Source organism: Thiomicrorhabdus heinhorstiae (assembly GCF_013391765.2).
Taxonomy (GTDB): Bacteria; Pseudomonadota; Gammaproteobacteria; order Thiomicrospirales; family Thiomicrospiraceae; genus Thiomicrorhabdus; species Thiomicrorhabdus heinhorstiae.
On the sequence record NZ_JACBGI020000009.1, the window covers coordinates 16,407 to 40,335 of the forward strand.

Here is a 23,929-nt window from a genome sequence, read left to right on the forward strand (position 1 = left end):
TCAGACAAGAACCTGCCTCCAATTATTAAATTTTTAATACCAACAACCCCAAAGGTGGAAGCGTCAGCTCTACCGAGCAAGGCTGATTCATCCATGGCACAGGCTCACTTTGAATATAACCGCCGTTGCCGATATTGCTCCCAAAGAACATCGCAGCATCCGAGTTTACAATCTCTTTATAAACGCCTTCCTGCGGTAAACCGATTCGATAATACTCCCTCGGCACCGGTGTAAAGTTGAATAAGCAGATCAAAGTTTCCTCTTCCGATTTACGCATAAAACTCAATACCGATTGACTGTAATCATGACAATCGATCCATTCAAACCCTTCCGAATCAAAATCATGTTTATACAGCGCAGGCGACTGACGATAGAGGTAATTCATTGCCTGAGAGAACCGTTGAATCCCCTGATGCAATGGGTATTCACACAAATGCCAGTCAAGGCTGCGCGCTTCGCTCCACTCACCCCATTGCGCAAACTCCCCTCCCATAAAGAGCAGTTTTTTACCTGGATGTAAAATCTGATAACCGAGTAACAAGCGCAAATTCGCCGCTTTCTGCCAATCATCACCCGGCATCTTGCCAATCAAAGATCCTTTCATATGCACCACTTCGTCATGTGAAAGCGGCAGCACGAAATTTTCGGTGTATGCATACATTTGACTGAACGTCAGGTCATTATGATGATAAGAACGGAAAATCGGCGGCTTTTCCAAGTAATCCAAAGTGTCGTGCATCCAGCCCATATTCCACTTCATCGAGAAACCCAACCCCCCCATCCAGGTTGGACGGGATACCATCGGCCAAGAAGTCGACTCTTCCGCCATCACCACGGCCCCCGGGCACTGAATATGAACCTGTTCGTTCAACGCGCGTAAGAAAGTAATCGCATCCAGATTTTCACGACCGCCGAATTCATTCGGCAACCATTGCCCTTCTTCACGCGAATAATCCAGATACAACATCGAGGCAACCGCATCAACACGCAATCCGTCGATATGCAGCTCTTTAACCCAATACAGTGCATTCGCAATCAAGAAGTTACGGACCTCATTGCGTCCGAAATTGAAAATATAAGTCCCCCAATCCTGATGTTCGCCACGGCGCGAATCTTCATGCTCATACAAAGCACTACCGTCAAAACGTCCAAGAGCAAATTCATCCTTTGGAAAATGCGCCGGTACCCAATCTAGGAAAACACCAATGTCATTCTGGTGGCAAAGATCAACCAGATAACGGAAATCATCCGGCGAGCCGAAGCGGCTGGTCGGCGCAAAATACCCTGTTGCCTGATAACCCCAAGACTGATCCAAAGGGTGCTCGGTAATCGGTAACAGTTCGATATGGGTATAGCCCATCCATTTAAGGTACTCCACTAAACGGTGTGCAGCTTCACGATAACTCAAAAACTCGCCGTTCTCATCTCGTTGCCAGGAACCAAGATGCACTTCGTAGATATTGATCGGTTCACCTTGCCAGTCGAATTTTTCTCTGCGTTGCAGCCAGCCACTATCCTGCCATTCATATGCGGACTCGTACACTAAACAACCGGTACTCGGGCGCTTTTCCATAGCAAAAGCATAAGGATCGATTTTCACGAAGCAGTGGCCGGTATCACGGTTGCGGATCTCGAATTTATAAAGGTCACCATGCTGCATCCCCGGGATAAACAACTCCCAGATCCCGCTACCGCCTAACACGCGCATCGGGTGGCGCAGACCATTCCAACCGTTGAAATCACCGATTACCGAAACCCGTTCCGCCGACGGTGCCCAGACTCGAAAGACAACGCCCGAAATACCATCGATTTCACACGGATGCGCTCCGAGTTTTTCATAAATATTCCAATGCTGACCTTCGGCAAACAGATGACTGTCCAGCTCACCCATTTGCGGAGAAAAACTATATGGGGATACTCGAGAGTAAATTTGTCCGCTCTCTTCATGCCATTCAAGAAGAGGATGGGACGGCAGATATTCCAGCTGGGATTCATCCAGCTCAACTTGAAATAAGCCAGTTTCGAAATAGGAGTCAAAAACTAAACGCTCGCCATTATCCAACAGCAATTCACAGCCTTTCGCGGTCGGCTTCCAAGCACGAAACACCCAGCGCCCCTCTTCTAAAAGGTGACAACCCAAAAATTCGAAAGGATCGTAATGCCTTCCATTTTGTAATTTCTCTAAATGACTGTTGAAAATTGCCTTCAATGTGGCTTCAGAGGTTTGAGGTGAGGTTTCTTTAGACATAATTTTTCTTCTTATTCAACATTCAGAACATCTACCGATGATTCAATTCGACCAGAATATGAATACTTCCAGCCAACCCAGGGTCAACCTGCGACCAGTCGAACTGCCATCGCCAATTCTTTTCCGTGGTACCAGGTACATTCATGCGATGCTCTGAATCCAAAGCCAACCAATCCTGCATCGGCACAATCAGAGTGTCCGCAATCGAATCAAAACCGGCTGCGATCAACAACCAAGGCATTTCCAACGGCAATTTAGCCGCCAATAAAGCCTCTTTACCAATACTGCTCAGTTGCTCATCAATCCAGAGCTGAGTACCGGAATCAAGCTCCTGATACCACCCCAAAGTAGTATCGTTATCATGCGTTCCAGTATAAACCACGGAGTTTTGCACTTGCTCGTTCAAAGCGTGCGGATTATCAGGCAAACCATTAAACCCAAACTGCAAAATCGACATACCCGGCAACTTGAAACGTTCTTTCAGAGCCACGACCTCCGGTGTAATCAGACCCAGATCTTCCGCAACAAGCGGCAAGTCGGGAAAACATTTCTGCAGCTCGGCCAACAGCTCGTCACCAGGGGTTTCCATCCAGCGGCCGTTAATGGCAGTTTCTTCATTAGCCGCAATCTCCCAGCACGCCTGAAAACCTCGGAAATGATCAATGCGAATCAGATCAAACTGTTTCAATGCGGCCGAAACCCGGTGCCTCCACCATTCAAAGCGATCCTTTTTCATTACCTGCCAGTCATAATGAGGATTCCCCCAACGCTGTCCGGTTTCCGAAAAATAGTCAGGCGGCACCCCGGCAACCACTTGCGGATTCAAATTTTCGTCCAGTCTGAATAATTGCGGATTCGCCCAAACATCTGCACTGTCGTAAGCAACAAAAATAGGCATATCACCAAACAGCTGAATCCCAAGCTTATTGGCATCGGCCTTTAACTTCATCCACAGAGTTTCCAGCGCAAACTGCTGCTTTTTTAAATGATCAATAAGATCTGCATGATGATCCGCAAATTCGGCTAAAGCCTTCGGCTTGCGCATTTTCAGCTCATTTGGCCAGTCCCTCCAGCTTTGATGCGACTGAACATGACGAATCGCCATAAACAACGCATAGTCCTCAAGCCAGTGAGGCGGCGCTTTCTTGTACGCCTTAAAGGCCTTAGCATCCACTGAAGTTTCCCAATCCTCAGGCAAAAGCGATGGGTTCACTGCAAAGGCTGAAACGGCATTGTAAGGAGAAAGATCATCGTGAGGTTCCGTTAATGGCAACATCTGCCAGATTTTCAAACCGGCACTATGCATCCAATCTAAAAATTTCCAGGCTTGATGATTTAAAACACCGAGCTTACCCGAATCATTCGGTAAAGAGGTTGGATGCAAGAGCACACCGGCTTGTCTGGGATTCACCAAATACTTCTCCTATACATCAAAGGCCACACCTTGAAAGCAAACCGTTCAAGATCAAAATATCACATCTATTAATTCCGTCGCATAGTGCCGGAGTTTTCCATCTCTCCGCCGCCGCTGGAAATAGGAACATCAAGGGTTTCCGGCGGCTCAACCTTGAGCAGTCGATATAAACGCATCAACTGACGACGGTACAAACGATCAAAGCTTTTTACACTGTCGGACGGATTGTAATCACCGAACCACCAGAACCAATCCGACCCTTCGCAAACAGCTAACTGATTGGTCGCCGCATCCGCTTCGCCAGACGACAAATCACCGGAAGCCATCACTTCGTCATAACATTCTTTAGCCTCAACCAACAAATCCCAGCCGCGGTTTTTATCCTTATCTCCAATCCAGGTGGAGAAAGAACCATACACCCAACTTCCTGCTTTCAAGGTTGGCAGATGTCGCAACTTTGCGCCTGACTCCAAAGCATCGCTGAACGTCGTCATCTCAATCCTCGGGTGACTGCTAAGCTTGTCATACAATGCAGACAGGAAATGCTGAGCATTATCAGGATAATATTCCCAAGCGTTCTCACCATCGAGAATAACCGTTACCACATGCTCCTCCACTTCATCACCAAGGAAATTGCCTATATTCTGCAAGTGGTGCACGAAGTCTCCGGCAGCATCCTGCGGATTCCAGTCCTTATACTGAAAGCCGATCAGATCAGACAAACCATCGTCACGGAAGAACAAGGCACAATTTTGCGAAGCATGCTGCAAAGGCTGATAAAGTGCTTTTTTACTGTTCAGATCATGCTCATCGATATGCGACGCTTCACATGAATGGCGCCAAACCCCCTCGCCGGAAGCGGTCCACTTGAAGCCGTATTCGTCCAACAAACCCACTGCGGCACTGCTTAAAGCCCCTTCGGACAACCACACGCCTTTCGGCTTATGCCCAAAGTATTGATCAAAGACCTCCATACCTTTTTCCATATGCCATTTTGCCCGCTCGTAACCATCGGGATATTCCGGCGCTTCCGGCAACGGAGCGTGCGGCATGGCATCTTTGGTGGTATTAAAGTCAATCAGCAGCGGAACAATCGGATGACCGTAAGGCGTCATCGAAATTTCAATACGTCCTTCTTCCTGAAGCTTTTTATAACGAGGGATCACACTGCCCAAAGCATCTTTAATCACTTCGATCATCATTTTCTGATCGCCAGCATCAAAGTTATTACCCTTGTCCATCAACTGCTGGATTCGTTCATCGTCCTGGCGCAAACCCATCCCCATCCAAGCTAAGTGGTACCACATCAATAGGTCGACAAAAAACTGGTCAGACAGATAGTTCAAACAATACGGATCAAAATGGTCTCCTTTCTGATGACAGGTGACCATCTCGGCAAGTGATTTGAATTTAGGCAAGGTATCAATCATTGTCGGTCCGTTAGCGCGTAAACAGGCCGCAATAATTTCCTCTTTAGCCATGATATCTTGCGGAATCGGTTCGACACCGGCCACCCAATTGAGTAACGGATCACTCATTGGCGTTCCATGCTCCAACCAAGCGGACATCTGCTGATCGTAGTCATCCAACTGCTCCAGCAGAACCGGTGCAAAATTGACCACAACCTTCGCCTGCGGAAACTCTTCCAAATGCCACGCCATGTCGGTGTAATCTTTTATGGCGTGCAAATACACCCAAGGCAAACGATAGACGCCGTCCAAACCATCTCGATAATGCGGTTGATGCATATGCCAACACAACACTACCTTAATGCGTTTTTTCTCCATCTTTTTCTCCTAAAATTTTCGTTAAAGCTCTCGGGTATGATTTACTTCTATCTCAACATATGAATTTTCTGACCAAGCATATCCGGCGTCACCAGAACAATGCCTGAAGACTCTTCAACATAGAAACGCTCGGCATCCGCGACCGGATCCTCTCCAATAATCGTTCCGGGCGGGATAGAAGCCCCCTTATCAATTACCGCATTTTGAATTCGACAATGACGCCCAACCTCTACACGCGGCAATAAAACCGAGTCTTTAATCAAAGAATAACTATGGATCCGCGAACCACTTCCAACAACGGAACGTTTGATTCGCGCACCCGAGATAATACAACCGCCGGCGACTAAAGAATCGATCGCCTCCCCTCGACGACCTTCGTCATCAAAAGTGAATTTCGCAGGCGGCATCTGCGCCTGATAGGTCCAAATCGGCCAGTCTCGGTTATATAGATTTAATTCAGGTTCAATCGAACACAAGTCCAGATTCGCTTTCCAGAAAGATTCAATTGTCCCGACATCACGCCAGTACAACGGATCGCCCTTCTCATCAACAAACGGGTAAGCGCGAACCACCTGATCTTCAATAATGGAAGGAATAATATCTTTACCGAAGTCTCGGGAAGAATCCGGGTTATCACTGTCTTCAATCAGTTTCTGGTATAAAAATTCGGTCGAGAAGATATAGATCCCCATCGAAGCCAGTGCCATATCCGGCTTGCCTGGCATCGAATCAGGATCAGCAGGCTTTTCAGTAAATTTGGTAATTTGAAAGTCTTCATTCACCGACATGACACCGAAACCTTTGGCTTCCTCGCGCGGCACCTCGATACAACCGATCGTGACGTCGGCACCTGAGCGCGAATGATCCAGCAACATTTTGCTGTAGTCCATCGAATAGATGTGATCTCCGCCCAAAACCAATACATACTCCGGAGTATGACGACGCATGATGTCGAGATTCTGGTATAAGGCATCCGCCGTTCCTTTGTACCAGTCCTTATCGACACGCTGCTGAGCAGGTAACAACTCAACAAACTCACCCACTTCATAGCGCATAAAACTCCATGCACGTTGAATATGACGAATCAGAGAGTGAGACTTATATTGTGTCAATACTCCGATCTTACGAATCCCTGAATTAACACAGTTGGAAAGAACAAAATCGATAATTCGGTATTTCCCACCAAAAGGAACCGCCGGCTTCGCCCTCCAACGTGTCAACTCCTTCAAACGGCTACCTTCGCCACCAGCCAAAATCAATGCCAAGGTTTTTCGAGTTAAGTGAGTCGACGTTTTCGTTTCGCTATAATATTTCATTCACGATAATCCTCTATATGGAAACTAGGTTTTTAATACCCGCTGGACCGTATAAATACGGCTCTTATAATCTAAATCCAAGTTGCAGCGCTTGGAAAGCCTGGCATAAAGAGTGTCCGTTAAGAAAGGGGGGGGTCTTGCATACTTCTCAATATCTTCATGTTTACACCTAACAATCGGCAATATGTAGCAGAAGAAACAACTCTTCCCGTTTTAATCGTACCGACCCGTCAGGCGCAGCGGCGATCAGACCAACAGAAACCTGTCAACCGGAATGCCGAACCTGAACAAAGACCAAAAAACATCTAGCACCTTTTACACCAAGATTGCTATCTTCTACTAAGCCTAATACTTCAAGCGGCAACATTTTTTTTTGCAAGTCCTTTTTAATAAACAAACCTCACAAAATACAGGCTTTTTCACTAAGCGTTAATTTTCACTTAAGATTCAAACCTTAAAAAAACTCTTGGGGAAAATTCCACAAGAGTGCACTTGCACCAATAAAGCATCCAGCTTCATTCCGATGCAAGCCATCAGATACAATGCAAAACGCCTTTCCTTACCCGACAGCCATGATTATTCGCAATAAATTGCACTCTTCTCTTAACACTGCCAAAAAGTGAAGATTTTGCACCAATAACGTTTACATTTTGCCAACTGACGATCATATTTTTTTGAACTATTTGTGACGCATCTCCGAGCTTTGCAGTCGGATTTTCACACCCTTTACGCGCAACGCCGGCACCTGTCGCCATGATAAAAAAACGACGCACAGAGAAAACTGCGTTCAACCCTGACACATGATTGATGCGACTCAACGGCAACCGAACAAGACAAGTGTCGTATGATTTGGTGAATTCGCCAACCAAGGCAAGAAAAGAGTGCGAAGTCGTTCTAAAGAATAGCTCTAGAAAAACAATAACTTGACTATAGAGAAAACAAAAAAATTGGTGAAGAAAAGACGATTGAAAAGTCACTCGCTGAGTTTTGCCGGGATGCAACTGTAAAAATTGCCAGAGTGTTTCGATAAGCACCATTTTCCCGATCTGCATTATCAACGCTCCCGAGACAAGCGGCGTTGATGTAAAGCAAAACAGTGTAGTCTAACTTGCATAAATAGAATCCAACCCTTCGCAAATAAGATGGTTTAGAAAAGTGTGCGCTTCCTGAATTCTCGCAGTTTCCACACAGTCGATTCTGAAACAGATATCAGCCAACTCGCTCAGACGGCTTTCCTCTCGACCGGTCATAGCAATCGAAAAGCAGCCTATCCGCTTGGCTTCTTCAACCGCTTCAACAACATTCTGACTATTACCGGAAGTCGACATCGCGATCACAATATCACCTTTCGAAGCCAAGGCTTCAATCTGGCGGGCAAAGACGCTTTGAAAAGCGTAATCATTGCTATGCGCCGTCAAAATCGAACTATCGGTCGTCAAGGCCAGCGAAGCCAATGGACGACGATCTTTGACATAACGCACCATCAACTCGGCAGCCATATGCTGGGCATCTGCTGCACTACCACCATTGCCCAACCACAAGACTTTACCGCCTTTATCAAGCGATTCGGCAATTTTCTCGACCATTGCCACTATATCTTCACGTCGCTGCAAGACCGATTCTATTGCTGCATGGTGCGACTGCAACGCATGCTCAAAACCTATCCGTACCATTAGATTACGCTATTCTTTATCGTGATTGTTAATTTTTTCGACCAAATTAGTCGTCGAAAAACCTTGCCAGAAAGAGAGAACCTCAACCGACCCGCCGTTTTCCCAAACGCAGTGCGCGCCAGCGATCTCTTCAGGACGGTAATCTCCGCCTTTTACCAAAACATCCGGTTTCAACTTACAGATTAAACGCTCTGGCGTCTCCTCGGAAAACGGCACAACCCAGTCGACACAACTCAATGCCGAAAGCAGCTCCATCCGTCCTTCCAATGGAACGATCGGACGTGTCGGACCCTTTAATTGCTGGACGGATTCATCCGAATTGACCGCAACAATCAATCGATCACCCATACGGGCAGCCTCGTTCAAATAACGCACATGGCCACTATGCAACAGATCGAAACATCCGTTGGTAATCACCACTCGCTCACCATTGCTTTGCGCAATACGAACCAATTCCAGTAATTCATCTTCGTTCAAGGCGACATAGCCCTGATGACGCAGGGATGCCTTAATCACCTCATCCAACTCCGCCTTGGAAACCGTCGAAGTTCCGACTTTTCTCACTACAATACTAGCGGCCTGATTGGCAAGATTCACCGCTGCCTGCAAACTCATCCCCGAGGCGAATGCGGTAGCCAGAGTCGCCATAACCGTGTCCCCTGCACCAGTCACATCAAACACTTCTTGCGCTTGTGACTGCAACAAGTAAGGATCGGCACCTTTTGAAACCAACGCCATTCCATGTTCGCTTCGCGTCACCAAAAGCGCATCCAGATCAAGTGCTTCTACCAACGCTTCCGCTTTCTGCAACAGATGCGCTTCATTAGCAACGGAACCAACAATATTTTCGAACTCGGACTGATTCGGCTTAATCAAAGTGGCGCCACTGTAACGACTAAAATCATCACCTTTCGGATCAACCAACACCGGTACACCCACCGTCCTAGCAACCTCAATCATCTTTTCGACCGTCTGCAAAGCACCTTTTGCATAATCCGACACGACTAAAGCGTCGTAATCCGCAATCCACTGCTCTACCTTTTCTGCCAACTCCCGTGCCGGCTCAATCGCAATCGGCTCCTCGAAATCCATACGGATTAACTGCTGGTGATGACTCAATATCCGCAATTTACAGATGGTTCCAGAATCCGAAAACACCCAGTCATAATCGACTTGAGCCGCGGTCAACAGGTCGCCCAATTGCCGTCCATGGACATCGACTCCGCTATCGCCGTCCTTACCGACCACACCCAGCAGACGAACTTCCGCGCCGAGAGCTGCGATGTTTAAAGCAACGTTAGCGGCACCACCGGCACGGCACTCCTCAGAGGCAACTTTGACCACCGGTACTGGAGCTTCAGGGGAAATACGACCGGCTCTTCCGGTCCAATACTGGTCAAGCATCACATCGCCGACCACAAGAATCTTGGTATTTGAAAAGTCGTGCATAACGACAAAAAGCCTTTCTTCCGAATTAAACTCCCGCCCAAGGGCGGAAAATTGCTTTAGAATGTGCGGATAGTTTAGCAGGAAACCCGGGAATGCATAGTTCAAATCCTTTCAAACACGTGAAAAGGTCAATCCAATTATTCACTTTAAGCCTTAGTCTATTCTTTTTTTCCTCGGCACAAGCCCAGAAAGCGCCAAACGATCTAATGCCTTATGCGATTGTCGGCTCAATTGCGTCGCTTGTCTTTGCCTGCTATCAAGGCAAAACACCGTGTACCCTTGACCCTAAAATGAATTCAAATGGCCTGGTTTTCAGTTTTGATCGCGGTCAAGACAATCAACTGCTACAAGAGCGTGTCGCTATTGGAATGGATTGGGCTGAAGCGATATACGAAGGAAAATACTGGCGCCTTCAAGGTCGCTGGGACCTGAGTTTTCACCATTGGCATAGTGAACGCTCCGCAGTCAAAAATGACAGCGGATACATTATCGGCCTGACTCCGATTTTCCGATATATCTTAAAAGACGATGAAATCACTCCCTATATCGAAATGGGAGCCGGTCCGCATTTTCTCGACAGTATCTACATTGAAGATGAAAATAAATCGACACAGCTGCAATTCGGAGACCATCTGGGAATCGGTTTTATCGCTGGTCGTGTTGAAGTAGGCTACCGTTATATTCATATTTCCAACGCGAACATTGAACTTCCGAACCCGGGAACAGATTTTCACAATCTACATTTTGCCTACCGTTTTTAGGCAGAAAGTTTTAAGATAACGCCATGCAAATTTCTCAAAGTTTTTAAAGTCATGAAATCCGAATACCAAAGCATTGCCAAACGCGTTTTCAACATCGAAGCCGAAGCGATTATTCACCTTAAAACCCTGCTTGACGAAAAATTCGACCAGAGTGTCGAAGCGATCCTGAAAACTCAGGGCCGTGTTGTCATTTGCGGAATGGGAAAATCCGGTTTGATCGGTAAAAAAATCATGGCTACTTTTGCCAGCACCGGAACGCCTTGCTTTTTCATGCACCCTGGTGAAGCCTTTCACGGTGATTTGGGAATGGTTTCGCCGAAAGACGTGTTTCTTGCCCTATCCAACTCAGGGGAAACCGAAGAGGTCATTCGCCTGCTGCCGTTCTTGAAAGACAACGGTAACGTGGTCATTTCGATGACTGGACGTCCCGAGTCAACCTTGGCCAAAAACTCCGACCATCATCTCAATATTGCCGTACCGCAAGAAGCTTGCCCGCACCAGCTGGCTCCGACCTCTTCAACAACGGCTACATTGGTGATGGGGGATGCTCTGGCGGTTGCTCTGATGGAAGCGCGCGACTTCCAGCCGCATCAATTTGCCCGCTTCCACCCGGGCGGCAGCTTAGGCCGCAAGCTTTTAACTCGTGTCAAACATGAAATGACTTCAACCAATCTACCGTTGATTCCGGCCGATGCTTGCATGGCCGAAGTCATCCACAGCATGAACGAAGGTCGACTTGGGCTATGCATTGTTGAAAACGGTCAAGGGATTATCACCGATGGTGACTTGCGCCGCCATATGGAAAAAGACGCCGCCGACTTGATGAACAAAAAGGCGGCCGACATTATGATGAGCAATCCAAAAACCATTTCAGCCGAAGCCAGATTAAACGAAGCCGAAGAAATGATGAACCAGTATAAAATCACTTCCTTGCTGGTTGAAGAAGACTCGCAAATTGTCGGCGTGATCCAAATTTACGACTTAAACTTTTAAACGATTGCTGGGAGCGATTCGATGCGGCGCGTTCTTTATCAGTTTTTAAACGGATTAGCGCTGCCGGTCTTTGCCTACTCAGCTTGGAAACGCTGTCGCCGTTATAAGAAACTGCAACAGCAACAGTCTCTTCCAGAAATTCACGACTGCTTCCGTGCTCGCTTCGGATTCAGCACACAAAAATTTCAAACCGGCGGCATTTGGATCCATGCCGTCTCGGTTGGCGAAACCAGATCAATTTTTCCCTTGCTGGAACAACTCGACAAACACTATCCCGACCTACCGATCACTCTTACCAGCGGGTCGACGCAAGGGGCTGTACAGGCTCTAAAATTTTCTCCGGTCCCTGTCCAGCACCAGATGATTCCATACGACTTCGGATTCGCCGTCAAACGTTTTCTAAAACAGATACAACCGCAGCTGGTCATTATGATCGAAACCGAAATCTGGCCAAATCTCTATCACGCCTGCTCTGCCGCCGACATTCCTTTGGTGCTGGCTAATGCCCGTCTAAAAGAAAGCTCTTTCCAAGCCTACAAAAAATGGGGCGGAAAAATGGTACAGGACGCACTTAATCAAACCCGCTTCATCGCCGCACAATTCCCGGAAGATGCCGAACATTTTGCCCAGCTGGGAGCCGAACCGCAGAAAATCCGCACCCTAGGCAACTTGAAATTCGATTTGCCGCACGACCACCAATTAAGAAAACGTGCCGAAGAGTGGAAAGCTTCCAGCCGAATTGAAAACAAGTTCATCTGGGTAGCCGCCAGCACTCATAAGGACCCGCTTGGCGGGAAAAGCGAAGAACAGCTGATGCTGGAAGCACATAAAATGGTGCTCAAAAAACATCCTGATGCACTACTGATTCTTGTTCCTCGTCATGCCGATCGATTTGAAGAAGCTGCCCAATTACTGAGTGAAAGCGACCTGAAATGGGCGCAACGCAGCCATGCCGCAAACATCGATTCCGATATTCAAGTTTATCTGGCCGATTCGGTCGGTGAACTGATGCTATGGTTTGCCGCCTGCAATGCCGCCTTTATCGGCGGCAGCATGGTCGAATTCGGCGGCCACAACATTCTGGAACCGGCTTCGCTGCACCGGCCTGTTATATCCGGACCTCATTACGCCAACCTGCAAGCCCTATTCAACACCTTTATTCGCACTGATTCACTACAAATAACCGACACGCCTCAAACACTTGCAGCGCTGTTATCCAACTTTGCCGACGATCCGAAACACCAGATTGAATTCGGTGAAAGAGCTTATCAAGCCTTCAGTCATCACAGTGGGGCCTTAGAGCGCTTACTGGATGCCATAGACCCACTCATTCACCGCAAAAAACCAATGGATTTAAGCTAAAGTCAGTCCGTCTTTGCAAATTCAATTTAATGCTCTCGCCACACAACTCTCCATCTAAAACCCGAAGCAGTCATCACGGAATTCACAGCCAACCCCGATAAACTCACCGACCAAAGATTAATCTCTCAAATCAATGATCAAATTTTTTTGATTGTTCTAACGCAAAAAAATCGTGCATAGTAACAACCCTGAAAGAGCGGCCTGGCGCCGCTCTCAGAATATAGACGTCAAAAAAGAGAGAGCATATTCATGAAAAAAACCCGTTTAGCTTTGGCATTGGCCACAGCAACTTTTGCATCCACCCCTGTTTGGGCGACTAATGGTGATGTATTGATCGGTTTAGGCGCACAAGCTCGTGCTTTGGGTGGCACAGGAACGGCAGCCTTCTTCGGTTCGGAAAACGCTTTGACCAACCCTGCTTTATTAGCTAAATCTCAGGGCAGCGAATTTTCCATCGGCGGCACCATCTTCAAACCGGACGTAAAAGCAGAAGCAACTACTTTTGGTCCAGCCAGCCAAACCAGCGATAACGATTTAAATATTATTCCTGAAGTGTCTTTATCCACTCGCTTGAGCGACACTATGACTTTTGGTCTGGGCATTTTCGGTTCGGCAGGTATGGGTGTTGATTATCGAGATACTAATGGTTTAATCAACGGTTACAGTAACCTGCAAATCATGAAATTCGTACCAAGTATTGCAATTAACCAAGATAACTTTGGTATCGGTTTCGCTCCAGTGATTCAATACGGCGCGCTTGATATCAACTACCGTCTTGATATGGATCAAAATGGTACAACTGAAACAAATGTCGGGAACGGTATGTCAACCGATCTTGGTTTCGGGTTTAACCTAGGTGGTTATATTGATGTCACACCGGAATTAACCCTAGCGATGGCTTACCAGTCCGCAATCAACATGAAATATAAAAACCAAATGTCGGTTGCTTCTCAACCATTTGTAAATATGGGCGTATTCTCCTCTCCTTTTGGCGATAGCTTGGAACAGCCTGCAGAAATCAAACTAGGTGTGGCTTACGAGAAAGGCTCAATGCTGTATACATTTGATTACAAAAACATCAAATGGGGCGATGCAAAAGGCTACAAAGACTTTAACTGGAAAGACCAAAATGTATTCGCAATGGGTGCCAAATACTCCGGTCAAGGATATTGGTTTGGTGTCGGCTATAACAAAGCCGACGACCCAATTGACGTTTTGGCAGACACTTCCCCGGCAAATCAAGGAATCAACTTCTTCAACAACCATTTCTTCCCTGGGATTGTTGAAAGCCACTTCACTCTTGGTGGTGGTTATAACCTGACCAAAACCATTGCTTTGGATGGCGCAATTGTTTATGCACCTGAAGTTACCAAAACTGTTAATACAGGATTCTTGTCACAACAAGCTAATCCTTCTGCTACAACCGAGAAAGTAACCCACTCACAAATCGGCTATACCATCTCGCTACGCATGAACTTCTAATCGAAGATTCAAGCACAAAAAACCGGGCAATTGCCCGGTTTTTTTATTTTCTGGATTCCAGAATTTACTTTTAATGCTGATACGCTTTATGAGACAGGTACAGCGCCAATGAAACCATCATAATCGCCAAGGCGTAATACAACAGCTCCAAAGGTTCGGTCGGTTTCAAAAAAATTGCCTGTTCAAAGAACATAACTATCAAAATCAGCACGATGACCTTCGCCAAACGATCTTTCAAATCATCCAGAGAGTTAATAAACAGGATATTACTCGCTCCGTGCTTGGTACCGGCAATGTCGATTTTGGAGATAAACAACTCGTACAGACCCAAAGAGAAAATCAACAGAATCGCTCCCAGCAGGAAACCGTCTACCGAGCCGACTACATGCGCCACCGTTTGCGCCTTCAACAGCGCGCGACCTTCATCATCCAATTCATGATAATGACTCAAGTGGGAAATCGTATAAAAAACATCCACGGAAGTTGTATAAAAAATCGCAAATGCCGTCACCAAACTGGCAATTACCGCAACCAAAACCACAAATCGGCTATTCCACAAAAAGAACTCAAACGACTTCTCGGTAATACCTTGAGATTCGCCTACGCTTTCTTCTTTGTTCGTCCCCAGATTTTGTTCACTCATTTTATTCTCCCAACACTTCGATGGTTAAGTTATGATTAGTGTAAATGCACAGATCGGCTGCAATATTTAGCGACTTTTCCACCACCGCTCTGGCACTTAAATCAGTATTGCCCATTAAGGCTTGCGCCGCTGCATGCGCATAGTTTCCGCCGGAACCGATTGCAATGAAGTCGTCCTGGGGCTCAATCACATCTCCCGTTCCGGAAATCAGCAACATATAATCCTTATCCGCCACCAGCATCATCGCTTCCAGCTTGCGCAAAGCGCGATCGGTTCGCCAATCCTTAGCCATTTCAACCGCTGCACGCATCAATTGACCGTTATGGGTCTGCAAACGTCCTTCGAAACGTTCAAACAGAGTAAAGGCATCGGCCGTCGCTCCGGCAAAACCGGCAATGACCTGACCGTTATACAGACGTCGAACCTTGCGCGCATTGCCTTTCATAACAACATGCCCCAAAGTCACCTGACCATCGCCTCCGATCACCATCTGACCGTTACGTTTGGCACATAAAATAGTAGTTCCGTGAAACGACATCTATCTTCCTTTGTTGTCTTGCATATCGCTTTTACAGCGAACTTCGTGAAATAAACTGCCCGCTATTCTATAGGATTTAGCCATCAACCACGAATTTTTACCGGATTGAATAAACCTACCATCCGCCTTTCTCAACGTTTCTTGGCACGAGGATGCGCCTGATCGTATACCTTTGCCAAATGCTGCATATCCAGTTTTGTATAAATCTGCGTCGTCGATAAATTAGCATGTCCAAGCATCTCCTGAACGCCACGCAAATCACCGCTGGACTCCAATACATGCGTTGCACAGGCATGCCGAAAACGGTGCGGCGACATCTTTGTCGGCAAACCGGCTATCAACGCCCTCCGATCCAGACGCTGCTGAATTGAGCGGATTCCCAAACGCTTACCGCCACGACCGACAAACACCGCCGGTTCATTTTCACCGGCATACTCTTTTCGAATCTCCAGCCAGTTCTGCAAAGCCGTCAAGGCTTTACTGCCGACCGGAGCCAAACGCATCTTCTGTCCTTTCCCGACAACCCTGACCCAACCGTCGGCCAACTCGTCCAAACCGGGATTCAAATTCAGACCGGCACACTCAGCGACACGCAAACCGGCAGAATACAACAGCTCGAAAATCGCCTGATCGCGAATATCCATCCAATCGTGTAACGGCTGCTCCAACAACTGCTGCGTCCAATCGACATCAAGACTCTTCGGTAAGGGTTTAGGCTGTTTCGGCGCACGAATGCCGCGGGCGGGATTCAGAGAAATCCGTCCGATTTCCAACAGAAAATCAAACAGGCTGCGCAATGCGGATAACTGTCGACTCAAGGTTCGCGCACTGATACCCTGAGCCATACGCTCGGCAACAAAATCGCGAATCACGGCCGCATCGACCTTAACCCAACCGTCAAACGCTTCGGCATCCAGCTCTTCTTCAAAGCGCTGTAGATAAAATTCGGCAAACGCCAGCAGATCGCGCTGGTAGTTATCGATGGTGTGTTGCGAACGGTTTTGCAACTTCAATTCCCGCAAAAACGCTTCCCGCAACTGCATATCACGCCTCAAAAAGCTGATTGAACTTGGACGTAATCAACTCGGCCATCACACCGAGAAAATAGGTTCCCAACTCGGGATGGAAACGGTCGGTGACGCTTCCCAGAGCCAGAACGCCCCAAACCCGTTCATGACCCAAAGGCATCAGACAGATGGAATCAATCAACACATCCTCACGGAACAATCCTTTGCGCCATTCGTCTTCCAACAGACCGCACACTGGCTGGCCGACTTCCAAAGTACTCTTCAAGGCTTTAACCCAAGTTTGGCTGATTCCCAGTTGCGACAAACCATCGACACTTCTTTTCGGCAGTTCCCACGAAACCAGGTGCACCGAGTCGACTTCAAACAATTTACGCATCTCTTCATACACCACCTCAACCGCGGCCGATTCATCGCTCGCCGCAATCAGCCGGTTGGTGAATTGCAGCACCTTCTGAAACAGAGCACTGTTTTCGCCGGCAATGCTCATCATGCTATCGACTTCTCCTTTTAGAGAGTCTCGCTGACTGCGCAGCTGGCTGATCTGGCGTTCGACCAGCGAAATCTGATTACCGTTTTGCGGGTGCGGAATACTCAGATCATTCAACAGCTCTGGGTAGGCATGGAAAAATTGCGGATGTCTGCGCAAATAATCGGCAATCTGCTGTTCGTTCAAAGCCGCTTCTCTCATACCTCTATTTCACCCTCAAATACGGTTTCCGCCGGACCGGTCATCCACAAAGGTCCGCCCGGGCCATTCCATACAATCTGCAAATCTCCGCCTGGCAGTGAAATTAAAACTTGATCATCGACCAGATTCCATTGATGCAACACGGCCATCGCCGCGCAGGCGCCGGTACCGCATGCCAGTGTCTCTGCCGATCCACGTTCGTAAACACGCAGACGCACATGCTGGCGATCGACACACTCGGCAAAACCAACATTGACCCTTTCAGGAAACAGAGGATGTGACTCTAAAAACGGCCCGATCACTTCAACCTGCGCAGTTTCAACCTCATCCACCAATAGCACCGCATGCGGATTTCCCATGGAAACCGCACCGATTTCAACTTCGCCAACCGGAGTTTGCAGCGGATATTTTTCTTGCAGCGCCTGCTCGAACGGTAAAACCTGCGGATCGAAATTCGGCTCGCCCATATTGACCCGCACCCAGCCGTTATCCTCGATATAGAGTACGATCACCCCAGACGCCGTCTCAACGACAATCTCTTTATTCTGCGTCAAACCTTTATCATAGACAAAGCGTGCAAAACAACGTGCTCCGTTACCGCATTGCTGCACTTCCGAACCGTCGGCATTGAAAATACGGTAGCGGAATTCAACCCCGGCCTGCGAAGGCGGTTCGACAACCAAAAGTTGATCGAAGCCGATCCCGAAATTACGGTCGGCCCAGCGACGAATCTGCTGAGGACCGAAATCAAAAGGAATCGCCGTCGCATCAACCACCATAAAGTCGTTGCCCAAACCGTGCATTTTGGTGAACTTCAATGTCATAATCTTATCTATTACTTTTTATTTTAGACGCCCGTGATAACCGTATGGATGGGACCAGTTTAATATTAAATTAAATTCAGTGAAATTTATCACGACCATGGTAACTAGGCAACTATTCCCCCATGTCCGCCATCTTCATCTCTATAACTGAATAAGTCCCTTTGATAGCGCACTTCCTTTATAATGCACAACTAGTTTTGAGTTTTGCGAAAAGAGATAAGGATTTTTTCTCGATGATGACACCTAAAGAGATCGTTCACAGTTTAGATGCCCACATTGTCGGTCAGGCCGATGCCAAACGTGCGGTCGCCATTGCCTTGCGAAACCGCTGGCGCCGCAGTCAATTGTCAGCTGAATTGAGAAACGAAGTCACACCGAAAAACATTTTAATGATCGGACCGACCGGGGTCGGTAAAACCGAAATCGCCCGTCGTCTGGCTAAATTGGCGAATGCGCCTTTCCTGAAAATCGAAGCCACCAAATTTACCGAAGTCGGTTATGTCGGCCGCGATGTCGATTCCATTATTCGCGACCTGGCGGAAAACGCCGTCAAAATGACCCGAGAACAGGCTGTCCAACAGGTTCGCCGCCAAGCAGAAGACAAGGCAGAGGAACGCATCTTGGACATTCTGCTCCCTCCTGCACGCGGTCGCGAAGAAGAAAGCCACGAACAGATGGCCGACACGCGCCAAAAATTCCGCAAGCGTCTGCGTGAAGGTCAACTGGACGACAAGGAAATCGAGCTGGATCTAAGCGCAGCTGCACCGAATGTAGAAATTATGGGGCCTTCCGGCATGGAAGAGATGACCCAGCAATTGCAAAGCATGTTCGAAGGACTTGGACAGCAACGTAAAGAGCGTCGCAAACTGCCGATTAAAAAAGCCCTCAAAGCCCTGGCCGATGAAGAAGCTCAGCGACTGGTAAACGAAGAAGACATCAAATCGCGCGCAATCGAAAGCGTCGAACAAAACGGTATCGTCTTTATCGATGAAATCGACAAGGTTGCCAAGCGCCAGGAAGCCTCCGGCGGCGATGTATCACGAGAAGGCGTCCAGCGCGACCTGCTGCCGCTGATCGAGGGCAGTACCGTCTCGACCAAATTCGGCATGATCAAAACCGACCATATTTTGTTTATCGCTTCCGGAGCGTTTCACCTGTCCAAGCCGTCCGATCTAATTCCGGAACTGCAAGGTCGTTTACCGATTCGTGTCGAACTGCAATCGCTGAGCGTCGAAGATTTTATGCGCATTTTGACCGAGCCGAAAGCTTCCCTGACCAAACAGGCAATCGAACTATTGAAAACCGAGGGCGTCGAACTGAGCTTCACCGAAGCGGGCATCCGCCGTCTGGCCGAGATTGCTTATCAAGTCAACGAAGGAACGGAAAACATCGGTGCTCGCCGTTTGCATACCGTGCTCGAACGCCTGCTGGAAGAAGTTTCTTTCGACGCTCCGGAAAAGCCGGGAAGCCGTGTTGAAGTCACCGAAGAATTCGTCAACGAGCGCCTTGGCGAACTGGCAGTTAACCAAGACCTGTCACAGTACATTCTGTAATCAAGTTCGGAACCGCTGACATGCCGCATCCTTTGACCATCAAGCTGCACCAGAAATCACGCCAATTGGAAATTGGCTTCGATGACGGAAAAACGTTCCAACTGCCGTGCGAATACCTGCGGGTCTATTCGCAGTCGGCGGAAGTGACCGGTCACGGTCCGGGACAGGAAACGCTGCAACTCGACAAACAAAATGTCAATATTGCGGAAATTTCCCCTGTCGGCAACTATGGCATAAAATTACACTTTGACGACGGCCACGATACCGGTATCTACACTTGGCAACGTCTATATGAGCTGGGCGAACATCAACACGCCTACTGGATGGATTACCTGCGCCGCGTCATGCGATCAGGACATCGGCATCCGGAACTGGACGCCCTAAAGCAGCCGCTCCGTAACGAATAGGAACCCGATTATGAGTCAATCAAAAAAGACTATCGATTTCGGTTTTACCGAAGTCCCGCTGGACGAAAAAGTCAAACGCGTCAAGGGCGTATTCGATTCAGTAGCCGGCAATTACGATATTATGAACGATGTGATGTCTATGGGGATTCATCGTCTATGGAAACGCCACACCATTGAACTGAGCGGCGTACGTCCCGGCAACAAAGTACTTGATCTAGCCGGTGGAACCGGTGATTTAACCAAAGCTTTCGCCAAACGAGTCGGACCGCAAGGCCAGGTGGTGCTTGCCGACATCAACGAAAGCATGGTTCGCGTCGGACGCGACCGCATGATCAACGAAGGCCTGGTCGGCAATATCGATTACACCATCACCAATGCCGAAGCGCTGGCCTTTCCTGACAACAGTTTTGATTTGGCAACCATCGCTTTCGGTCTGCGTAACGTCACCAATAAAGACAAAGCGTTGGAAGAGCTTTACCGAGTCCTGAAACCGGGCGGACAACTGATGATCCTTGAGTTTTCCAAAGTCACCAGCCCGGCTTTTGCCAAGCTGTATGATTTCTACTCGTTCAATATCCTTCCGAAAATGGGCAAGGTGATTGCCAATGACGAGGCCAGCTATCAATATCTGGCCGAATCGATCCGTATGCATCCTGATCAGGAAACACTTAAACAGATGATGCTGGATGCCGGTTTCGACAAAGCCGAATATCTGAATATGAATCAGGGAATTGTCGCCCTGCACCGCGGTTGGAAATATTAATCAACGGCTAACACCGGGAGAGAAAGATGGCGACGGTAGAGGTAATCCGCAGCGCACTGAACGGTGCGCTTGAAACGCTGGTCAATCATCTGCTGGCAATGGAAGAGAACAGCGATCTGGATCTGCAACCGCTGCAAGAGCAAATCATCTCTTTGCAAATCTGCCCGCTGCAAACACCTTTATTCCTGATTTTTAACGATCGAAATATTATTCTGCAGCACCATTTGCAAGGCGAAGCCGACGCGACTCTGGAATGCGATCTAACGGATTTTCTAAACCAAGACGCCGCAACCCTGCAGCGAAACTGCAAAATGACCGGAAACAGTGCTACTGCCGAAGCTTTTTTACGCACCCTGGCACAAATCGAATTCGATTGGGAAGAACACCTGTCACATTACACCGGCGATCTGATCGCCTTTAAAATCGGTCACGGCCTGCGCAGCTTTCAATCCGATCAGCGCAAACGCCGCCAGGATGTTCGTCAGACCGTCAAAGAATATCTGCAATTTGAAATCAACCTGCTGCCGACCGAATCGCAGATCCGCAACTGGTCCGGCAAAGTCGACGAAACTTCCGAGCGAATTGATGCGCTGGAACAACGCCTGAATGCACTAATCTCCGCAGCAAACACGCCACCAGCCGAACAGTGAAGAGCGTAGCGGGTTGAAGAAAACCGGGATTTAAAAGAACATAATTACAAAGCGTCCACAATGAAAGCACTCAAGCAATTTCTCCGTCTGATTAAAATCAACCGTGTACTGACTTACTACCAGATCGACTCCATGGTACTGAGCGATACCAAATTTGCCTGGTTTGTCTGGTTCAACCGCCTTTTCCCATGGAACTGGCGCCACACATCAGCAGCAGAGCGCGGTGAACGCATTCGTCTGGCACTGGAAGAACTCGGACCGATTTTTATTAAACTCGGTCAGGCGCTATCGACCCGTAAAGACCTCCTGCCTTACGACATCGCCGTCGAACTGGCGAAACTACAGGACGACTGCCCGCCGTTTGACGAAAAACACTCCGTCGAATTAATTGAAATCGCCCTCAAACAATCGGTCGGAGAAGCCTTTGCCGAATTTGATCCGAATCCGATGGCTTCGGCCTCAATCGCTCAGGTACATGCAGCCCGTCTGCACAGCGGCACCGAAGTAGTCGTCAAAGTGGTTCGCCCGGACATTAAACCGATCATCGAGCAGGATGTCGCAATCATGTTCATTCTCGCCAAGCTGTTCGAGAAAGCGGTCAAAATCGCCAAACGTCTGCACCCGGTCGAAGTGGTTGCCGAATTCGAGAAAACCATCCTCGACGAATTGGACATGATCCGTGAAGCCGCCAATGCAACCCAGTTGAAACGTAATTTTGCCGACTCCGATCTGTTGTATGTACCGGAAATCTACTGGTCGCACACCACGGAAAACGTTATGACAATGGAACGCATCCGCGGTATCCGCATCAGTGAAACCGAGAAACTTATCGAAGCCGGTATCGACCTGACCGATCTGTCCGCCAAAGGCGTGATTATCTTCTTCACCCAGGTATTCAAGCACAACTTTTTCCACGCCGACATGCATCCGGGGAATATCTTCGTACTGCCGGACGGCCGCTACGCAGCGATCGATTTCGGAATCATGGGTACTCTGACCCCGGAAGACCAGCGCTATCTGGCGGAAAACTTTCTGGCCTTCTTCAACCGCGATTATCTGCGCGTCTCCGAACTGCATATCGAATCGGAATGGGTTCCGAGAGACACCCGTGTCAATGAGTTGGAATCGGCTATTCGTTCTGTTTGCGAACCAATCTGGGATCGCCCCCTTAAAGAAATCTCCTTCGGGATGGTGTTGATGCGCCTGTTCCAGACCGCACGTCGCTTCGGCATGGAAGTTCAACCGCAACTGGTTCTCCTGCAGAAAACCCTGCTGAATATCGAAGGACTCGGGCGTCAGCTTGACGACGAACTGGATCTGTGGGATACCGCCAAGCCATTCCTGGAAGACTGGATGCAGGACCGCGTCGGTCCGAAAGGATTGCTAAAGAATATCAAAAACAATCTGCCTTTCTGGATGGAACAGGCACCAACGCTGCCTGGGCTGCTGCACGGCACTTTAAGCAAGCTGTCTCATCAAGGCTTAACGATTCAATCCGAACAATTACAGCGCCTTGAACAAAAACTCGACCAGCAGAATAAACAGCAGCGTAACCGAGCTCTGGCTCTGGTCATCGCTCTTCTCGGTATGCTGGCATATAACCAACTGGATAGCGAATATCAGCTGTATTCGTTTCTACTATGGGGCTTATCAATCGGATTGATCTTGAAGCGGTAAATCCGCCTTGCAAACTTTTTCCACAATCATTTGACCGACTAAGGGTAGAATGAAGTCGGACAAAGTCGGGCTCATTAAATAAAAAGCAGAAAAAGGCCCGGCTGATAACAGGAGAAAAATATGCGCAAGCTTATCGGATTAATCGCAACTCTGATGCTTTCATCTCAGGCATTTGCCGGCGGAATCCTGCCTTTAGCCGTCGATTTGCAGAAAACCGCTAAAACGGCGGAAGCCAATAATGTTCCGATCGTTATTTTCGCAACCGCAACCTGGTGTAATTATTGCCGTAAGCTGGAAGAGAATATTCTTTACCCGCTGCTGGAAACTACACCGATCGAGCAGTATGCCGAGTTTCGCCAGCTGATCCTCGATAAAGATCATTGGCAGATGCGCTACTTTGACGGTACGAAAATCGAAATGAAAACTCTTGGACCAAAACTCGGAGTAAAAGTTGCGCCGACCACCATGTTCTTTAACTCCAAAGGGGAAATGATCGCCGACCCGATTATCGGTCTGACGTTGGAAGAGTTTTATCCGGGGAATCTGGAAAAAGGTCTGAACCAGGCCTTGAAGGCATTGAACAACCCTAAACGCGTTGATGTGTATAAGATGGTGGAAGAGAGCGACGTCAACTATAAGATCCGCGCCAATCAATAAATTCACGTTGCTAAAA

22 protein-coding genes are annotated in these 23,929 nt (G+C 48.1%); 10 read left to right on the top strand and 12 right to left on the bottom strand.

Going from position 1 to position 23,929, the window contains the following annotated elements:
• Positions 1 to 25: 25 nt before the first annotated feature.
• The 7 genes from glgB to hldE all read right to left on the bottom strand — a co-directional run bounded on the left by glgB (position 26) and on the right by hldE (position 9,887).
• Entirely contained in the window at positions 26 to 2,248 is a 2,223-nt protein-coding gene (gene glgB / locus H8792_RS06270) for a 1,4-alpha-glucan branching protein GlgB (protein ID WP_185978091.1), read from the bottom strand.
• Between the two features lie 31 nt (positions 2,249 to 2,279).
• Positions 2,280 to 3,659 carry a 4-alpha-glucanotransferase gene (gene malQ, locus H8792_RS06275; RefSeq protein WP_185978092.1) on the bottom strand — a complete coding sequence of 460 codons (1,380 nt, stop codon included), beginning with the start codon at positions 3,657 to 3,659 and terminating at the stop codon, positions 2,280 to 2,282.
• A gap of 71 nt (positions 3,660 to 3,730) precedes the next feature.
• A complete protein-coding gene (locus tag H8792_RS06280; protein ID WP_185978093.1) occupies positions 3,731 to 5,449 on the bottom strand; it encodes a glycoside hydrolase family 57 protein in 1,719 nt (572 codons plus the stop codon).
• A gap of 47 nt (positions 5,450 to 5,496) precedes the next feature.
• A complete protein-coding gene (gene glgC, locus H8792_RS06285) occupies positions 5,497 to 6,765 on the bottom strand; it encodes a glucose-1-phosphate adenylyltransferase (protein WP_185978094.1) in 1,269 nt (422 codons plus the stop codon).
• Between the two features lie 533 nt (positions 6,766 to 7,298).
• Positions 7,299 to 7,817, bottom strand: coding sequence for a hypothetical protein (locus tag H8792_RS06290; protein ID WP_185978095.1), 519 nt, complete (start codon positions 7,815 to 7,817; stop codon positions 7,299 to 7,301).
• A gap of 51 nt (positions 7,818 to 7,868) precedes the next feature.
• Positions 7,869 to 8,438, bottom strand: coding sequence for a D-sedoheptulose-7-phosphate isomerase (locus tag H8792_RS06295; RefSeq protein ID WP_185978096.1), 570 nt, complete (start codon positions 8,436 to 8,438; stop codon positions 7,869 to 7,871).
• A 9-nt stretch (positions 8,439 to 8,447) separates the two neighbouring features.
• Positions 8,448 to 9,887 carry a bifunctional D-glycero-beta-D-manno-heptose-7-phosphate kinase/D-glycero-beta-D-manno-heptose 1-phosphate adenylyltransferase HldE gene (gene hldE / locus H8792_RS06300; RefSeq protein WP_185978097.1) on the bottom strand — a complete coding sequence of 480 codons (1,440 nt, stop codon included), beginning with the start codon at positions 9,885 to 9,887 and terminating at the stop codon, positions 8,448 to 8,450.
• Positions 9,888 to 9,979: 92 nt separating this feature from the next.
• On the opposite strand from hldE, the gene H8792_RS06305 reads away from it, so the two are divergent.
• From H8792_RS06305 to H8792_RS06320, 4 genes are all read left to right on the top strand, one after another.
• The gene (locus H8792_RS06305; protein ID WP_185978098.1) at positions 9,980 to 10,648 is read left to right on the top strand and encodes an acyloxyacyl hydrolase; all 669 of its coding nucleotides are present in this window, start codon (positions 9,980 to 9,982) and stop codon (positions 10,646 to 10,648) included.
• Positions 10,649 to 10,699: 51 nt separating this feature from the next.
• Positions 10,700 to 11,641 carry a KpsF/GutQ family sugar-phosphate isomerase gene (locus tag H8792_RS06310; RefSeq protein WP_185978099.1) on the top strand — a complete coding sequence of 314 codons (942 nt, stop codon included), beginning with the start codon at positions 10,700 to 10,702 and terminating at the stop codon, positions 11,639 to 11,641.
• Between the two features lie 21 nt (positions 11,642 to 11,662).
• Positions 11,663 to 13,003 carry a 3-deoxy-D-manno-octulosonic acid transferase gene (locus H8792_RS06315; protein ID WP_185978100.1) on the top strand — a complete coding sequence of 447 codons (1,341 nt, stop codon included), beginning with the start codon at positions 11,663 to 11,665 and terminating at the stop codon, positions 13,001 to 13,003.
• Between the two features lie 249 nt (positions 13,004 to 13,252).
• Positions 13,253 to 14,485: an OmpP1/FadL family transporter gene (locus H8792_RS06320; protein WP_185978101.1), complete on the top strand. Its 1,233-nt coding sequence runs from the start codon at positions 13,253 to 13,255 to the stop codon at positions 14,483 to 14,485.
• A gap of 70 nt (positions 14,486 to 14,555) precedes the next feature.
• On the opposite strand, the gene H8792_RS06325 is transcribed toward H8792_RS06320, so the two are convergent.
• From H8792_RS06325 to dapF, 5 genes are all read right to left on the bottom strand, one after another.
• Positions 14,556 to 15,128, bottom strand: coding sequence for a YqhA family protein (locus tag H8792_RS06325; protein ID WP_185978102.1), 573 nt, complete (start codon positions 15,126 to 15,128; stop codon positions 14,556 to 14,558).
• A 1-nt stretch (position 15,129) separates the two neighbouring features.
• Positions 15,130 to 15,666, bottom strand: coding sequence for an ATP-dependent protease subunit HslV (hslV, locus tag H8792_RS06330; protein ID WP_185978103.1), 537 nt, complete (start codon positions 15,664 to 15,666; stop codon positions 15,130 to 15,132).
• A gap of 131 nt (positions 15,667 to 15,797) precedes the next feature.
• Positions 15,798 to 16,709 (bottom strand): tyrosine recombinase XerC, encoded by a 912-nt coding sequence (locus H8792_RS06335; RefSeq protein ID WP_185978104.1) that lies wholly within the window; start codon positions 16,707 to 16,709, stop codon positions 15,798 to 15,800.
• A gap of 1 nt (position 16,710) precedes the next feature.
• Positions 16,711 to 17,382: a DUF484 family protein gene (locus H8792_RS06340; protein ID WP_185978105.1), complete on the bottom strand. Its 672-nt coding sequence runs from the start codon at positions 17,380 to 17,382 to the stop codon at positions 16,711 to 16,713.
• Entirely contained in the window at positions 17,379 to 18,206 is an 828-nt protein-coding gene (gene dapF / locus H8792_RS06345) for a diaminopimelate epimerase (RefSeq protein WP_185978106.1), read from the bottom strand. Before dapF ends, H8792_RS06340 begins: the two co-directional genes overlap by 4 nt.
• 233 nt (positions 18,207 to 18,439) lie before the next feature.
• Here dapF and hslU point away from each other — a divergent pair, with 233 nt between their 5' ends.
• From hslU to H8792_RS06375, 6 genes are all read left to right on the top strand, one after another.
• Positions 18,440 to 19,759, top strand: a complete 1,320-nt coding sequence (gene hslU, locus H8792_RS06350) for an ATP-dependent protease ATPase subunit HslU (RefSeq protein ID WP_185978107.1) — start codon at positions 18,440 to 18,442, stop codon at positions 19,757 to 19,759.
• Between the two features lie 20 nt (positions 19,760 to 19,779).
• Positions 19,780 to 20,166, top strand: coding sequence for a gamma-butyrobetaine hydroxylase-like domain-containing protein (locus H8792_RS06355; RefSeq protein WP_185978108.1), 387 nt, complete (start codon positions 19,780 to 19,782; stop codon positions 20,164 to 20,166).
• Between the two features lie 10 nt (positions 20,167 to 20,176).
• On the top strand, positions 20,177 to 20,929 hold the full coding sequence (gene ubiE / locus H8792_RS06360) for a bifunctional demethylmenaquinone methyltransferase/2-methoxy-6-polyprenyl-1,4-benzoquinol methylase UbiE (protein ID WP_185978109.1): 753 nt from the start codon (positions 20,177 to 20,179) through the stop codon (positions 20,927 to 20,929).
• Between the two features lie 26 nt (positions 20,930 to 20,955).
• A complete protein-coding gene (locus tag H8792_RS06365; RefSeq protein WP_185978110.1) occupies positions 20,956 to 21,579 on the top strand; it encodes a ubiquinone biosynthesis accessory factor UbiJ in 624 nt (207 codons plus the stop codon).
• A gap of 60 nt (positions 21,580 to 21,639) precedes the next feature.
• The gene (gene ubiB / locus H8792_RS06370) at positions 21,640 to 23,256 is read left to right on the top strand and encodes a ubiquinone biosynthesis regulatory protein kinase UbiB (protein WP_185978111.1); all 1,617 of its coding nucleotides are present in this window, start codon (positions 21,640 to 21,642) and stop codon (positions 23,254 to 23,256) included.
• Positions 23,257 to 23,376: 120 nt separating this feature from the next.
• Positions 23,377 to 23,913 carry a thioredoxin family protein gene (locus H8792_RS06375; RefSeq protein ID WP_185978112.1) on the top strand — a complete coding sequence of 179 codons (537 nt, stop codon included), beginning with the start codon at positions 23,377 to 23,379 and terminating at the stop codon, positions 23,911 to 23,913.
• Positions 23,914 to 23,929 lie beyond the last annotated feature (16 nt).